The 15,568-nt window shown below is 64.0% G+C and carries 14 protein-coding genes; 6 read left to right on the top strand and 8 right to left on the bottom strand.

The annotated features are described in order from the left end of the window. The first annotated feature begins 6 nt into the window (after window positions 1-6). Both hutG and hutI read left to right on the top strand, forming a co-directional pair. Entirely contained in the window at window positions 7-972 is a 966-nt protein-coding gene (hutG, locus tag VFF99_RS11580; RefSeq protein WP_325018011.1) for a formimidoylglutamase, read from the top strand. 14 nt (window positions 973-986) lie between these two features. Beyond that, the gene (hutI, locus tag VFF99_RS11575; protein ID WP_325018009.1) at window positions 987-2,216 is read left to right on the top strand and encodes an imidazolonepropionase; all 1,230 of its coding nucleotides are present in this window, start codon (window positions 987-989) and stop codon (window positions 2,214-2,216) included. Window positions 2,217-2,402: 186 nt separating this feature from the next. Here the strand turns inward: hutI and waaF are convergent, their stop codons facing one another. The 3 genes from waaF to msbA are packed head-to-tail and all read right to left on the bottom strand — an operon-like array spanning window position 2,403 to window position 5,763. Next, on the bottom strand, window positions 2,403-3,425 hold the full coding sequence (gene waaF, locus VFF99_RS11570) for a lipopolysaccharide heptosyltransferase II (protein ID WP_414691534.1): 1,023 nt from the start codon (window positions 3,423-3,425) through the stop codon (window positions 2,403-2,405). 17 nt (window positions 3,426-3,442) lie between these two features. Further along, the gene (locus tag VFF99_RS11565; protein WP_325018005.1) at window positions 3,443-4,027 is read right to left on the bottom strand and encodes a peroxidase-related enzyme; all 585 of its coding nucleotides are present in this window, start codon (window positions 4,025-4,027) and stop codon (window positions 3,443-3,445) included. Next, window positions 4,024-5,763: a lipid A export permease/ATP-binding protein MsbA gene (gene msbA / locus VFF99_RS11560; RefSeq protein ID WP_325018003.1), complete on the bottom strand. Its 1,740-nt coding sequence runs from the start codon at window positions 5,761-5,763 to the stop codon at window positions 4,024-4,026. Before msbA ends, VFF99_RS11565 begins: the two co-directional genes overlap by 4 nt. A 176-nt stretch (window positions 5,764-5,939) precedes the next feature. Here msbA and VFF99_RS11555 point away from each other — a divergent pair, with 176 nt between their 5' ends. Beyond that, window positions 5,940-6,809 carry a glycosyltransferase family 2 protein gene (locus VFF99_RS11555; protein WP_325018001.1) on the top strand — a complete coding sequence of 290 codons (870 nt, stop codon included), beginning with the start codon at window positions 5,940-5,942 and terminating at the stop codon, window positions 6,807-6,809. Window positions 6,810-6,816: 7 nt separating this feature from the next. Here the strand turns inward: VFF99_RS11555 and VFF99_RS11550 are convergent, their stop codons facing one another. The 4 genes from VFF99_RS11550 to VFF99_RS11535 all read right to left on the bottom strand — a co-directional run bounded on the left by VFF99_RS11550 (window position 6,817) and on the right by VFF99_RS11535 (window position 10,727). Further along, complete coding sequence (locus tag VFF99_RS11550) at window positions 6,817-7,920, bottom strand: glycosyltransferase family 4 protein (protein WP_325017999.1); 1,104 nt, start codon at window positions 7,918-7,920, stop codon at window positions 6,817-6,819. Further along, window positions 7,917-9,140: an O-antigen ligase family protein gene (locus tag VFF99_RS11545; protein ID WP_325017998.1), complete on the bottom strand. Its 1,224-nt coding sequence runs from the start codon at window positions 9,138-9,140 to the stop codon at window positions 7,917-7,919. The genes VFF99_RS11550 and VFF99_RS11545 overlap by 4 nt, the downstream gene beginning before the upstream one ends. 222 nt (window positions 9,141-9,362) lie before the next feature. Beyond that, window positions 9,363-9,680: a hypothetical protein gene (locus tag VFF99_RS11540; protein WP_325017996.1), complete on the bottom strand. Its 318-nt coding sequence runs from the start codon at window positions 9,678-9,680 to the stop codon at window positions 9,363-9,365. A gap of 135 nt (window positions 9,681-9,815) precedes the next feature. Beyond that, entirely contained in the window at window positions 9,816-10,727 is a 912-nt protein-coding gene (locus VFF99_RS11535) for a LysR family transcriptional regulator (protein WP_325017994.1), read from the bottom strand. Between the two features lie 132 nt (window positions 10,728-10,859). Here VFF99_RS11535 and VFF99_RS11530 point away from each other — a divergent pair, with 132 nt between their 5' ends. The 3 genes from VFF99_RS11530 (at window position 10,860) to VFF99_RS11520 (ending at window position 14,514) form a co-directional block, all read left to right on the top strand. Further along, on the top strand, window positions 10,860-11,234 hold the full coding sequence (locus tag VFF99_RS11530; protein ID WP_325017992.1) for a DUF2917 domain-containing protein: 375 nt from the start codon (window positions 10,860-10,862) through the stop codon (window positions 11,232-11,234). A 13-nt stretch (window positions 11,235-11,247) separates the two neighbouring features. Then, window positions 11,248-11,907, top strand: coding sequence for a GNAT family N-acetyltransferase (locus VFF99_RS11525; RefSeq protein ID WP_325017990.1), 660 nt, complete (start codon window positions 11,248-11,250; stop codon window positions 11,905-11,907). Window positions 11,908-11,982: 75 nt separating this feature from the next. Next, window positions 11,983-14,514, top strand: a complete 2,532-nt coding sequence (locus VFF99_RS11520; protein WP_325017988.1) for a glycoside hydrolase family 113 — start codon at window positions 11,983-11,985, stop codon at window positions 14,512-14,514. Between the two features lie 14 nt (window positions 14,515-14,528). Here the strand turns inward: VFF99_RS11520 and VFF99_RS11515 are convergent. Next, window positions 14,529-15,568 (bottom strand): OB-fold nucleic acid binding domain-containing protein (locus VFF99_RS11515; protein ID WP_325017986.1); only part of this gene is annotated, 1,040 nt, incomplete at its 5' end.

Here is a 15,568-nt window from a genome sequence, read left to right as displayed (position 1 = left end):
CATGCGATGCATCGCAAGGCAGACATGAAACAGTGGCAAGGCCGGATCGATGCAGCCGAAGGCGAGCTCGGCATGCGCTGGCACCAAGTGGTGCGTCCTTTCGAGCAGGCCGCCGGCGGCCCCGGCGTGGGCCTGGTCGGCTTTGCCTGCGATGCCGGCGTGGCCCGCAACCAGGGACGCACCGGGGCGGAGGGCGGACCGGCAGCACTGCGCGCGATGCTCGCCAACATGCCGGTGCGGCGCTGCAAGTCGATCGCGGATGCGGGCGATATTTCGTGTGATCCGTCGGACAACGGCGACGGGCTGGAGGAGGCGCAGGACGAATTGTCGGCGGCCGTCGCTGTCGTGCTTGCATCCGGCAAGCTCGCCATCGCACTGGGCGGCGGCCACGAGATCGCCTTCGGCTCCTTCGGGGGACTTGCCCGCCACCTTGCCGGGAATGCGACGAAGCCGCGCATCGGCATCCTCAATCTCGACGCCCACTTCGACCTGCGGATGGATGCACGCGCCAGCTCCGGCACGCCCTTCCGCCAGATTGCCGAAGAGTGCCAGGCACGCGGCTGGGCATTCAACTATTGCTGCCTCGGGGTGAGCGCCTTCGCCAATACGGAAGCCTTGTTCCAGCGCGCGGACGCGCTCGGCGTGACATGGCGGCTGGATGAAGACATGGGCGTGATGCAGCTGGACGAGACGCTGGCCACGGTGTCGTCCTTTCTTGCCGGCGTCGACCATCTCTACCTCACCGTCTGCCTCGACGTGCTGCCCGCGGCGGTCGCCCCCGGCGTCAGCGCGCCGGCGGCGCGCGGGGTGCCGCTCGATGTCATCGAACCCATCGTCGATGCGGCGGCGGCCAGCGGCAAGCTGCGCCTGGCGGATGTTGCCGAACTCAACCCCGGGCGCGACATCGACAACCGGACGGCGCGCGTGGCCGCCCGCCTCGTCGCCCGGATCGCGGAACGCGCGGCTGTTTGAACGGAGGTTGTGCCATGTCAGGGGATTGGGATGCGTTGTGGACCAACGTCCATCTGGCGACGATGGCCGGGCCGGAGGGCTATGGCGAGATCCGCGACGGTGCGGTCGCCATCCATAAAGGTCGCATCGCGTGGATAGGCGCACGCAGCGCGCTGCCGGAAGGGCATCGTGCAAGGGAACTGCATGACGGCAAGGGCTGCTGGCTGACGCCCGGCCTGATCGACTGCCACACGCACATCGTCTATGCGGGCAGCCGCAGCGACGAGTTCGAGGCCAGGCTGAACGGCGCCGGCTATGAAGAGATCGCACGGCGCGGCGGCGGCATCATGTCCACCGTGCGCGCCACGCGCGCCGCATCCGAAGACGCCTTGCTGGACGCCAGCCTGCCGCGCGTGCAGAACTTGCTGGCGGAAGGCGTCACCACGCTGGAGATCAAATCCGGCTACGGCCTCGACCTCGACACCGAGCGCAAGATACTGCGCGTCGCGCGGCGCATCGGACAGACGATGCCGGTGCGGGTACGCACCACCTTCCTCGGCGCGCATGCGCTGCCGCCGGAGTACGCCGGCGACGCGGAGCGTTACATCGATGCTGTCTGTGACGAGATGCTTCCTGCGCTTGCTGCCGAAGGACTGGTCGATGCGGTGGATGCCTTCTGCGAAAGGATTGGTTTCTCCGCCGACCAGACTGCGCGCGTTTTCGAGGCGGCGCGCAGGCACGGGCTGCCGGTGAAACTGCATGCGGAACAGCTTTCGGACCAGGGCGGCGCATCGCTTGTCGCGCGCTACGGCGGCCTGTCTGCCGACCACCTGGAGCATCTGTCGGCCGAAGGCATTGACGCGATGGCGCAGGCGGGAACGGTGGCGGTACTGCTGCCGGGCGCTTTCTATTTTCTGCGCGAGACCCGGCTTCCTCCGGTGCAGGCATTGCGCGAGGCGGGCGTGCCGATGGCTGTTTCCACGGACTGCAATCCTGGGACCTCGCCGATGACTTCCCTGCTGCTGGCGATGAACATGGCGTGCACGCTGTTCCGGCTGACGCCGCTTGAGGCACTGGCCGGTGTCACCCTTTATGCGGCGAAAGCGCTCGGGATGGCGCAGGACGCCGGCAGCCTGGAAACGGGCAAGCGGGCGGATTTCGCGCTGTGGGATATCGAGCGGCCTGGGGAACTGGCTTATGGGATAGGGGGGAATCCGTGCCGGTGTGTGGTGAATGGGGGTGTGGTGCGGTTTACGGGGCGGTGAGTGTGATGCGATTAACGGAGCGTTGTCCTGGTGGGTTTCGCTGCGCACTACCCACCCTACCGTTCTTTAATGGCTCATGGGTTTCGCTTCGCTCTACCGACCCTGCCGTCCTTGATAAAGAAACGTAGGGTGGGTAGAGCGAAGCGAAACCCACCAGCATTAACGGACAGTAGTACCCCATGCACCCTACCCCCTGATCATCCCCCGCAGCGGCTCCCACACCATCCCCGCTGAAATATCCCGCATGCAGCGATGATGTCCAAGCGGGCATTCACGTTCCTTGCACGGCGAACATTCAATCCCGAGAAAGATCGATTTCGCGACATCGGAAAACGGCGGCGCATGCAGCGGATCGGTCGGCCCGTAGATCGCCACGATCGGCCGATTGAGCGCCGACGCGATATGCAGCAGCCCCGAATCGTTGCTCACCATGGCGGACGCTCCGGCGATCAGTGCCACGGCTTCATCCAGCTTCGTGACGCCCGCCAGGTTGTGGACGCCGGGCACCAGCGAAACGATCTCGTCGCACACGTCCTTGTCCTTGGGTGAGCCCATCAAGGCAATCTGCGCCTCGCCGCGCTCGCCCTTGATCGCTTTCGCCAGTTCCGCAAAATGCGAAGCCGGCCAGCGTTTGGCGGAACCGAATTCGGCACCCGGGGCAAACAGCACCAATGGATGCTTGATGCTCAGCCCAAGGTGCAGCGCCACTTCGGCCACGCGTTCGGCGGATACCTCAAGCGCTGGCCGCGGCAGCGCCGACGGCGGCGGGGCATCGCGTGCGGGCGCATCGGCGAGCGCCGCATAGAAGGACACCATGGGCCGCGGCTTGTCACGGTTGTCATGATGAATGACGTTGAGCAAGCCGTAGCGCATCTCGCCCTTGTAGCCGACGCGCTTCGGGATGCCCGCCAGCCATGGGATCAGCGCGAACTTCAGCGTGTTGGGCAGCACATAAGCATCCTCGTAACCGCGTGTGCGCAGCATCTTCGCGTATTCGCGGCGCTCGCGCAGCTGCAGAGCGCCGTGCCGGAATGGCGCTTCCAAAACGGTATCGACTTCCCGCATCGCACGCCATACCGGCGCCACCCAACCAGGTGCAAGCACGTCGATCGGGCGCTCCGGATGACGCTGCTTCAACAGGCGCAGGAGCGGCTGCGCCATGACGGCGTCGCCGATCCAGTTGGGAGAGATGACGAGCGTGCGCGGCACGCCCCGGACCGGCACGCTCATTTGCTGCGCGGCACGCGGCCCATCAGGAAGAATTCCTCGTTCGGGCGCATCGAGATGATGTTCGCCATACGGTTGGACAGGCCGAAGAAAGCGGTGATGGCGGCGATATCCCAGATGTCTTCGTCATCGAATCCGTGGGCGCGCAGCGCTTCGTAATCTTCATCGCCGACCTCATGCGAACGCAGGCAGACCTTGATCGCAAAGTCGAGCATGGCCTTCTGCCGCGGCGTGATGTCTGCCTTCAGGTGATTGACCGCCACCTGATCGGCCACCAGCGGCTGCTTGGCATAGATGCGCAGCAAGGCGCCGTGCGCAACCACGCAGTACAGGCAACTGTTCTTCGCGCTGGTCGCGGTGACGATCATTTCCCGGTCGGCCTTGGTGAGGCTGCCGGTTTCCTTGAGCATCAGGGCGTCATGGTAGGCGAAGAAGGCGCGGAATTCCGCCGGCCTGTGCGCGAGCGTGAGGAAGACGTTGGGCACGAAGCCCGCCTTTTCCTGCACGGCGAGGATCATCTGCTTGATGTCGTCCGGTAGCGCGTTGATGTCGGGGACGGGGAAACGGGAAATCGGTGTGCTCATGCTTCTGTCTCCTTGGCGAATTGAAGTTGGTACAGGTTGGCGTAGACGCCGTTCTTGTCGAGCAATTCCTGGTGCGTGCCGATTTCCGCAATGCTGCCGCCGGCCAGCACGACGATGCGGTCGGCGCGTTCAATGGTGGACAGGCGGTGGGCGATGACGAGCGTGGTGCGGCCGCGCATCAGTTCCTCCAGTGCGGCCTGCACGGCGCGCTCCGATTCGGTATCGAGCGCGGAAGTGGCTTCGTCGAGGATCAGGATGGGCGCATCCTTGTAGATCGCGCGCGCGATCGCAAGCCGCTGGCGCTGGCCGCCCGACAGCCTGCCGCCGTTGTCGCCGATCATGGTGTTCATGCCTTCCGGCAGGGCGGCGATGACGTCGGCGAGATGCGCGGCCTTCGCCGCCGCCTCGACGCGCCGCATGTCCGGGCTCGCATCACCGTATGCGATGTTGGCGGCTACGGTATCGTCGAACAGGACCACGTTCTGGCTCACCATCGCGATCTGGGCGCGCAGGCTGGCGAGCGATACCGATTCGATCGGCTCGCCGTCGATGCGGATTTCGCCGCGCGTGACCGGATAGAAACCGGGCACGAGGTTGACCAGCGTGGATTTTCCGCCGCCCGACATGCCCACGAAGGCCACCGTCTCGCCCGGGCGGATGGCGAGGTTGATGCCGGTGAGCGCGGGCTGCTTCTGCCCGGGGTAGGTGAAATCGACATCGACGAATTCCAGCCTGCCGCTGGCCCGCCCGGGCAGCGGCTTGCCGCTTTTGCGCTCCGGTTCGGTATCGACCAGCGCGAACACGGCGTCGGCGGCGGCCAGGCCGCGCTGCAGCGGGCCGTTGACTTCGGCGAGGTGCTTGAGCGGCGTCAGCAGCATCAGCATCGCGGTGATGAAGGAGGCGAAGCTGCCGACCGTCGTCGTGCCTTCGTTGGCCTGGACCAGGGCGATCACGATCACCACCGAGACCGCGAACGCGGTCATGAGCTGGGTGACGGGCACCGTCATGGCGAAGGTGGTGGCCATGCGCATCGAATAGCTGCGCAGCGTACCGGCGCGCTGCTCGAAGCGCTTGCGCTCGTATTCCTGGCCGCCGAAGATCTTGATCACCTGCTGCGCGCGGGTCGTCTCTTCGATGACCTGCGTCATTTCGGCGTTGATAGTGAGGAAGTGCTGGTTGAGGCGGCGCAGGCGTTTGCCGGTGTAGCGCACCACCACGGCGATGAGCGGGATGAGCACCAGCGTGATCAGCGTGAGCGCGGGATTGAGCCAGAACAGATATCCGAGCAGGCCGGCCACGGTCAGCGTGTCGCGGATCATGGAGGTGAACACGTTGCGCATCATGTCGACGATCTGCTGCACTTCGAACATCATCGAGTTGATCACGCGGCCGACAGGCGACTGCGCATAGAAGCCGACCGGCACGTCGAGCAACCGCACGAACATCAGCTGGCGCAATTCGTTGAGCAGGCGGGTGGTCGCCCAGGCCAGCATGTAATTGGTCATGAAGGTGGAGAAACCGCGCAGCGCGAAGATGCCGATCACGAATCCGGGCACCAGCCACAGCGAAAAGCTGACTTTCCCGGTGAAGCCGTTGTCCAGCAACAGTTTCATCATGGCAGCCAGGGCAGGTTCGGTGCCGGCGGTGATGACCATGCCGAGCAGGGCCAGCAGCAAGCGCCCCTTGTACGGCACGACCATGCGGGACAGCCGTTTCAGATGCGGGGACAGCTTCATGGGATAAATCGTTGCATTGTCAGATGTGAAACCGGCAAGCCGGGAAAATGATGCTGGTCGTAGATTATAGAGGATGCCTCCCGCCCGGGCCTCCGGGAGGATGGAAACGATCAGGTATACTGCCCGGCAGTTTTCAGCCGCGTGCTTGCGCCCCTTCTGGCACTTTGCGGCATTCCATGCAAGGCTATCAACACATGCTGATCTCGGTCATCGTCACCACCTACAACCGTCCCGACGCGCTGTCGGCCGTCGTCCGCGCGCTGCTCGAGCAGGACGATCCGGATTTCGAGGTGATCATTGCCGACGACGGTTCGGGCCAGCCGACGCGGGACGCCCTTGCCGCTTTCCGCAACGCGCCGCATGCCCCCGGCCTGAAGCGCCTGGTGCATGCATGGCAACCCGACGACGGCTTCCGCGCCTCAGCCGCGCGCAATCTTGGCGTTCATGCATCGCGCGGCGAATATCTGGTCTTCCTCGACGGCGACTGCGTGCCGCGGCCGGATTACATCGCACGCCACCGCCTGCTGGCGGAAAAGGGATTCATGGTCTCCGGCAGCCGGGTGCTGTTGTCCGAACCGTTCACGAAAGAAGTGCTCGCGTCCGGCGACGCCATCCACAAGCGCGGCCTGTCGTACTGGCTGCGCCAGCGCCTCGCCGGCAATACCAACAAGGTCCTGCCTCTGCTGCACTTCCCCAACACCGGCATGCGCCACTACCGCGCGGTGAAGTGGAACCGCATCAAGAGCTGCAACCTGGCGATCTGGCGCGAGGACTATGCCGCGGTGGATGGTTTCGATGAAAGCTTCGTCGGCTGGGGGCATGAGGATGCAGACGTGGTGCTGCGCCTCGCGCGCCACGGCATCCGCCGCAAGGGCGGCGCCTTCTCCACCGAAGTCTTCCACCTCTGGCACCGCGAGAATACCCGCGCGACCGAATCGCAAAACCGCAAGCGCGTGGAGGATAGGATGAAAACCGGCGTCACGCGCGCCGACGCGGGCCTGTCCGCGCATCCCAAGGCGGAAGACCGGATCGAAGTGATTTGCTGAGCGGCGCTCAGCGCGCCATGGCCAATTCAAGGACCTGGTCCGCGATCCGGTCCCAGGTAAACGTCTTCGCAAACGCGAGGTTTGCCGCGCTCGTCGATTCCCAATAAGCGCGGTCCTCGAACTTCAGGATCTCCTGCTTCCAGGATGCCGCATCGAGGCGGGCGGCGTAGCGCGGGTGTTCATGCGCCCAGACTTCGATGCTGTCGAGCCGGTGGGTGATGACGGGAATGCCCGCCGCCATTCCTTCGAGGATGGTCAGGCCGAAGCTTTCCAGGTCGGTCGGATGGAGCAGCAGGAAGGCTTCGCGCAGCAGCCCGATCACCTCGTCCTGGCGCTTGCGCCCGTGCAAGATGATGCCGGGCGAGCGGTCGTGTTTCTCCCGCAAGCTCTCCATCAGGGGACCATCCCCCACTACGTCGAGCAGGTAGCCGCGTTCGGCCAGCCCGCTGGCGGCAAAGAAATCGGCCAGCCAGTCGATGTGCTTGCTCTTGTCCAGCCGTCCGACGAAGACGAGGCGGCGCGGCGAGGGGAACGACAAGGGGAACGGTGGGGGCGCCTCCGGAAAGAATGGCTCGTCCACGCCGAGCGGCAGCGATGCCACGTCGACCTTCCACTTGCGTTTCGCCCGCGGCGCGGCGCGGTAGCCGAAGAAAACCACGTCCCTTGCAGGCACGCGGCGGAAAAACCCGCGCATCGACACACCGGGCAGGAAATGCCGGAAGCGCGCACGCAGCTGCGGATACTGTTTCTCCAGCAGCAAGGCGTCGGCTTCATAGAAGGTGAGGATGTAATCGTATGCCGCGAGATCGATCCCGCTCCGGGCAAGCGAGCGGAAGAAGGTATGGCTCTCGATCTTGAAGCGGCTGGTCATCAGTACCCGCGAAAGCACCCGGTTCAGGCGCGCATCGCGGCCGCAGAACGGGATGGTGGCCAGCGTGAAGCCGTCGGCGGCGATGAGCGCCTTGCTGCCGTTGCCCGGGTCCCCGCTCAGCACCGTCAGGTCGACCTTGTCCTTCATGCGCCGCGCCAGCTGGCTGACGACAGTTTCCGTGCCGCCGATGTAGCAGGCGACGGTGGGGCTGATGAAAAGGACTTTCGGGCGCGCGCTCATTGCGCGACTGCCTTGCGCACCTGCAACTGCGGCGAGAACGCGAGCGCGCTGCGCAGCAGGCCGCCCTGCAGGCCGATGAACAGCATCAGCCAGGTATGGCTGACCGCGCCGCGGAACATGGTATTGGTGAAGCTGCCGACAATGCAGACAACGGCGAAGGCGAACACCACGCCGCCTTCGAGCGTGGCGCGGTTGCGCCAGCCGGTCAGGAACAGCGCCGCGTACATCCAGACCAGGGCGGCCAGTCCCGGCAGCCCGTAGCTGGATGCGTAATAGAGGAAGGCGTTGTGCGGTTCGACGAAACCCAGCCCTTCGCCGGTCTTCGGCGTGCTGTGCCAGACCTTGTTGAAGCCTTCCGGACCGGCGCCCAGCAAGGGATGTTCATGGATGATCGAGGCCGCGGTGCGCCACATCTGGTACCGGTAGCCAAGCGAGGTTTCGGTCACTTCGTTCTGGAACAGCCGGAAGTCGTTGACGGCCTCCCCGATGCGGTACTGCACGCGCGGCGACATGAGCAGGACGGCGACGGCGACCGTGGACACCACCACCACCTTGACCATGCTGGCGCGCGGAAAAATGTTGAAGAAGACAAAGGGGAGCAGCACCAGCACGGCGAGCATGCCGCTGCGGCCGTCGCCGGACAGCAGGCCGGCATAGAAGGCGGCCATGAGCACGAGATAGAGCCCGCGCACGCTGCGCCGCGTTTCATGCCGGAACAGGACCGACAGCAGCACGATGGCCATGGCCAGCAGCTGGGAGTACAGGATGTAGTTGCCGAGGGCCGAGGGTACCCACGGGAACCCGGCCCAGCCGGCCGCCAATGCCACCGCGTAGCAGAAGACGCAGAAGACGCCCGCCACGAACGCGCGCAGCCACGGCAGCACGGGATACGTCCCCGACACCAGGAAGACCCCGAACGCAAGCAGCCAGTAATACGACAGGCCGAGATGGGACAGGGCTGCCGCCTTGTCGCTGTGCACTGCGAATGACAGCAGCGGCAAGGCGGCGAGGATCAGCGCCGGTGCCGCCCAGGGGAAGCTGCGCCAGCGGCGCATGGCCTGTGCCGCGCCGCCCGAGGCGAAGAACAGGGCGAATGCCGCCGTCAGAGAGAGGAACAGCAGCGACTTGGAAATCGTCAGGAAAAAGAAGGCCGCGCAAAACGCTTTCTGCGCTGCGCTGCTGGATGGCACCGACTGCCCGTTGTTTTCGACCGATGTCATGAATTCTTGTACTCGTGTGAGGCCGGTCTTGATGCGTGAATCTGGAGGATCGGGAGGACGCGTCTGACTGCCAGTGCGGATTATAGCGGTCATGGAGATGGGGATTTGTCGGAAATTTGCAGTGTTAGTGTGCATCCTTTTCCCGGCGCCTCCGCAGCGGTGAAGGGAGCAGCCAACAAAAAAGGCAGGACGCAGCCTGCCTTTGCAAGGATGGCGACCGGCTTACTTGCTTTTTTCGGCCTTGTTCTCGGCCTTTTCAGCCTTCGCATCCGCAGCGGCAGCCGACTTCTCGGCCTTCGCCTCTGCTTTCTTCTTGCTAGCCTTTGCTTCCGCCTTGGCCTTGTCCTTCTCGGCCTTGGCATCCGCTTTCTCAGCCTTCTCATCCGCCTTGGCGGCATCCTTCGCGGCCTTCGAATCGGACTTGCTGTCCTTGTTCATGGTCGCGCCCGACGACTTGTCTGCAGGGGTTGCGGTGTGGGAGGCGGCAAAGGAGGGAGCGGCAAACACACTGGCAATCAACAGGGCAATCAGCTTCTTCATGGTAGACCCTTCGTGGCTGGTTGATCGATTCATCCATTAGTCCATCGGATACGCGTATACCAGTCTAGCCATGCTCGCCGGTCACCCCTTAACAAAAAATAAAAAGTTACACATTTCGCCGGTTCAACTTGCAGCTCAGAATTCATCCCAGTACGGCCGTGGGCCGAAGTGCTCCATGAGGAAATCGATGAAGGCGCGCACCTTGGGCTGCATGTAGCGGTTGGGCAAATAAGTGACGTACAGCGACATGCCCGGGTTGGCGACGGCGTCGGGCAGGATCACCTTCAGGCGGCCGTCCTTCAGGTAGTGGCTGAGCACATAGGTGGGGAACAGCACGACTCCCATGCCGCCGATGGCAAGCTGCAGCAGCGCCTCGGAATTGTTTACCCGGCAGCGGCCGCCCACATTCACCGCGACCTCCTTGTTCCCGACCATGTAGCGCCAGCCGTCACGGTTGGCCGGCATGCCGTGGTACATCAGGCAGTCGTGATCGACCAGGTCGCGCGGGGTCTGGGGCGTGCCGCGGCGTTCGAGGTATTCGGGCGAGGCGCAGGTCACCCAATGCAGCGGCGCGATCAGCCGGGCGACCATGGTCGGGGTGGGATGGTCGGTAATACGAATGGCGAGGTCGTACCCCTCATCCACGATGTCGAGGATGCGGTCGCTGGCGTTCAACTCGATCTCGACCTTGTCGTAACGCTGGAGGAAAGCCTGGATGGCCGGCGCCAGGTGCAGCGACGCAAAGATCACCGGCGAGGTGATGCGCAGCACGCCGCGCGGTTCGGCCTGCAGCTGCGTCACCGTTTCCGCCGCGGCGTCGATCTCCTGGGCGATGCGCGCGCAATGCTCATAGTAGGCGGCGCCGATCTCGGTCAGGCTCATCCGGCGCGTCGTCCGGTTCAGCAAACGCACGCCCAACGCACTCTCCAGCGTGCTGATCTGCTTGCTCACCAGGGATTTGGAGCTCTTCAACTCGTCGGCCGCCGCCGAGAAACTGCGCGTCTCCACGACTTTCGCGAAAGTCATCATCTCCGCCAGGTATTCCATGCGACCTCCATTGTCCATCCATGGAAACAATTTTATTCCATTTCATCGGATTGTAAATGTATGGGAACAAACCATAATGCAGCACATGGAGGCACCACAAGATCCTCCCGACTCGGAAAGAAGGAGCACATCATGCTAGCCAAAGTCCACAAGACGACTGCACATCTCGCGCACCACCACCGCGACGGCGCCATCTCCCGCACGGCGACGGAATTGAATCCGTCGGGCGACATCCTCGCCCTGCGCGCCGGCCAATACATGCGCCTGCCGCAAGCCCGCGGCTGGACGGTGCGCGCCATCGCCGGCACGGTCTGGATCACCCAGGACGGCGACATGCGCGACGTGGTGCTGGAAGCAGGGGATTGCATCGAGCTCGACCGCGACGCGCCGGCAATGTTTTCGCCGCTTGGCGATGTGCGCATCAGCCTGGTCCGAGACACCGGCCGCTGCACGAAGCCGCGCGAGGCGGCGGCAGTATCGGGTACGGCGCGTCCCGCCTTTGCCTAAGCGGGAGAAAATCATGTTCAATCTGCTTCCCATTCCGCTCGACTGGAATCTGCTGCAGCTGTTCCGCGCCCCTTCCACGCGCGAGGTCCACGACACCTGGCGCCTCAAGGACGGCACCCCAGTCATCCTGCGCGTCACACGTCCAGAGGACGGCGAACTGATCCAGGAACTGGTGCGCGGCCTGTCGGAGAAAACGCGTTACCAGCGCTTCTTCAGCCCGATTCACGAACTCTCGCCGCGCATGCTTGACCGCTTCACACGCAACGGCGGCACGGAAGCGATGACGCTGGTGGCGGTCGTACAGCAGGACGGCAGGGAAGTGGCCATCGCGATGGCGCAGTACGTCGCCGACCCCTATCCGGAGCGCTGCGATTTCGGCGTGGTGGTGGCGGACGACTGGCAGCGCAGCGGCCTGGGCAGGAAGCTGATCGAGTCGCTGATCTGCCTCGCCCGCGCCGCGGGTTTTGAACGAATCGAAGGCGATGTGCTGGTGGAAAACGTGCCTATCCATCGCCTGATGCACGCCCTCGGATTCCGCTTCGGGCCGCATCCGGACGGCGTGTATCTGAGCCGGGTAAAGAAGCGGCTGGCGGCGGAACCATGGAAGTGCACCCCGCTGACGGCACTGGTGCGCCAGCCTGCGCAGGCCAAGGCGATGGCGCGCTGCGAATAGCACAAAAGTTTCCTATCTGCTACTCTTTCTCCGTTTCGCCGGGTAACCGGCGGTCAAAGACATCAGGGAGGGAGAATGGCCGCAGATTTTGCAGTTCGCGCATTTGTTGTATTCGACGCGTTCAACGCGCCCGGCGGAACGGCACTGAGTGCCGCCGAGTTGAACGACGTGTATTCCTACATACGCGACCACAAGGCGCTCGGCCATAACACGATGTCACTGGCGTGGGGCGTCCCGATCGACCCGGCCAGCGGCTCGCGCGCAGCGGCCTTCGGCATGAACACCGTGCATGAAGCCAGCTTCGACGAGCTGCGGCTGATCGCCAATTACGCCAAATCGCTGGGCCTGGACATCATTCTCAAGCCCCATCCGCAAAGCGCGGTGCCGACGGGAACAAACGGCACCCTCCCCGACAATATCAACGCGCACTCCGTCAAGGCATTCCCGAGCTTCAGCGTCGCAACATTCCTCAAGGACTGGGCGGCGTACATGGGGCAGGTGTCATCTCTGGCGCAGGAGCTGGGCGCCAAGGAAATCGTGGTCGGGTCGGAGAACATGGGACTCGACACGCTCGCTTACCGTTCCCTCTGGCAGGACGTCATCACCGCCGCGCGCAGCAAGTACAGCGGGCTGATCTCGTACGACGCGCTCTATCCGCTCGAACGCGGCGGCGGGGTCGATACCGTCGGTTTCTGGGACCTGGTCGACATCATCGGCGTTTCCGCTTACTACCCTCTCACGAACAAGGACAATCCCACCTACGCAGACGTGCTGGCCGGCTGGTATGCCAACCATATCTATCCGAACGACACCGGGCCGACCGTCAATGTGGTCGCGAAGCTGCGCGCGCTTTCCGAACAGTATGGCAAGCCGGTGCAGTTCGAAGAGTTTGCGGCCCAATCCTTTCATGGCGTGGTGGCGAACCCCACCGGCGGCGGCCCGGCGAACAAGGTGCCGGACTTGCAGCAGCAGGCGTGGATGTATCAGTCGGTACTAGAGGCTTTCTCCGGCGACAATGCCGGGGGATGGTTCCGGGGGATCGTCGCGTGGGGCCAGTCGAATGTACCGGGGCAGGACGACCCGCGCTTCGAGGGCTACATATCGACCTTCGGGCAAACGAATTTCGACGTGCGCGGCAAGGAGGCCGCGAAAGTGCTCGCGGCGTCCTACGGCGCCACGAACCATCTCGCTTACGGTGACACCGGCTTCGTCGGCACGACACTCGACGACCGCATCGCGCTCTACGGCCGCGGCACCGACGCCTCGTCCAAGACCGACCAGGACCAGACTTTCTTCATGTCTGTCCGCCTGCTGGTATCCGGAACCATCGTCAACGGCCAGGCGCCGACGCTGCGCTATTTCGTCAATGGCGTCGATTACGGCACCCAGCAGCTGAGCACGGTACCGTCCGGCTATGTGGATGCTGCAGGCGTTCCCTGGTCCCAGCACCAGGAACTCTTGTTCAGGCTTCCCTCGACAACCGCCCTGGATCAAATCAAAGTTGTCCTTGAGAGCCCCGCCGCGGGCACAAGTGGCGTGAACTTCTACGTCAACGAGGCCTCCGTCAACAACATAGTCCTCAGCGACCTCGTGCAGGTACCGGGAAGCATCACGATCGGCGGCAAGGCCTGGAACGATGCATTCGCACAGCGAAGCATCGGCACGGCGGCCAACCCCTTGCACATCGATGGCGGCGATGGCACGGACACGGTATTCCTGCTGGGGCAAAAGTCGCAATACACGGGCAAGTCGCAGCAGGACGGCAGCGTAACGCTCATCGAGAACAGCGGCCTCGGGCAGAACGCCATCCTCAAGAACATCGAACTGCTCAAGTTCGCCGACGGTTCCAGCACCGCCGTGTCGCAGCTGATCACGACGCATGGCGCGGCGGGCAATCGCGCCGGGTCCCATATCACCAGGAATGCCGACGGCACGGTGACCTTCGTCGACAAGGACGGCAAGACATCGACCCTGAGCAATGTGGAAAAGATTACCTTTGCCGACATGACCGTGGACCTCACGATTCCCGCCAAGGCAAAGGCTGTCACGACCGCGCAGCTCGACTCGCTGGTCGAGCTGTACATCGCCTACTTCAACCGGGTTCCGGATGCCGAAGGGCTCGGCTACTGGCTGGGCGAACTGCAAGGCGGCAAGACCCTGGAACAGATCGGCGCTTCCTTCTACAACGCGGCGCTGCAATTCTCCATCCTGACCGGCTATTCGAGCACGATGACGAATGCGGACTTCGTGAAGGTCGTATACGCGAACGTGCTGGGCCGCAGCGGCGGCAGTGCCCCGCCGCAGGCGGACGTCGATTACTGGGCAGGCAATCTTGCCTCGGGAACGGATACGCGCGGCAGCCTGATCAAGACCATGCTTGGAGCAGCGCACAACTTCAAGGGACATGCAACCTGGGGCTGGGTTGCCGACCTGCTCGACAACAAGCTGGCGGTCGGCAAGACCTTCGCTGTCGGTTACGGGCTGACCTACCTGAACAGCGCGGACTCGGTTGCCAAGGGCATGGATATCGCGGCGGCAGTCAAGCCGGATGACACCGGCGCAGCGCTTGCGCTCATCGGAATCACCGATACGCCGATGCCGTACTGATCCGCCGCGGCGGATCAGTACTCGACCGTCGCGCCCTTCACCCCGAGCTTCTCGAACAGGGTCTGCTTCAGCCCGTCGGCCGGCGCGACGCGCCAGTCGTCGGCCAGGCGGATCTCGCAGCTGCCCACGCCCTCGTGCTCGTAGCGCATGGTCAGGGGCAGGCCGTTTTGGGAACGGTATGGCGCGAGGATGCTCTTCATCACCGCTGCATCCAGCCGCGTGCTCAGCGAGAACGCGAACTGCTTGCCGAACTGCACGCGCGCCATCGCGATATCCATCACCTTCTCGGCGGTGATGCGCACGCCGCCGTTGAAGCGGTCTTCCGTCACCTTGCCGAGCACGGCGAGGAATTCATCTTCCTTGAACAACTGCTTGTTGGATTCGAACAGCTCGCTGTACACCGTCACGTCCACGGTCGCGGTGCCGTCGTCCAGCGTGGCGATCGCCATCTTGCCCCGCTGCGTCATCTGCACCCGCACCGCGGTGATGATGCCGGCCAGGAGGCGGGCGTCGCGCGAGGGTTCCAGGGTGACCAGCTTGGTCTTGATGAACTTGCGCACTTCGCCTTCGTAGGCATTGAACAGGTGGCCGGACAGGTAGAATCCGAGCGCCAGCTTTTCCTCGGTGAGGCGCTGCTTGTCGCTCCACGGCTGCGCCTTCACGTATTCGGGCGGCGGATCCATGTCACTGTCGTCGCCGCCAAACAGGCTGACCTGGTTGGCGGAGGCTTCGGCCTGTTCCGCGCATTCCATTGCAAAGTTGACCGATGCGATCAGGATGCCGCGGTCCACGCCGAAGCAATCCATCGCCCCGGCGCGGATCAGCGCTTCGACGGTGCGGCGGTTGATCTGTTTCTTGTCCACCCGCTTGACGAAGTCGAACAGGTCCTTGAACGGCCCGCCGGATTCGCGCGCGGCAATGATCGCCTCGATCGCGTTCTGGCCCGAGCCCTTCACCGCGCCCAGGCCGTAGCGGATCTGGGTCGCCTTCTTGCCCGGCTCGCCGGCCGGCATGAAGCGGTAATCTGACTTGTTGATGTCCGGCGGCAGCATCT

The sequence above is a fragment of the Noviherbaspirillum sp. genome (assembly GCF_035654295.1).
Taxonomy (GTDB): Bacteria; Pseudomonadota; Gammaproteobacteria; order Burkholderiales; family Burkholderiaceae_D; genus Noviherbaspirillum.
The sequence above is the reverse complement of the archived record's forward strand: the minus strand, read 5'-3'. Positions and strand labels throughout refer to the sequence as shown.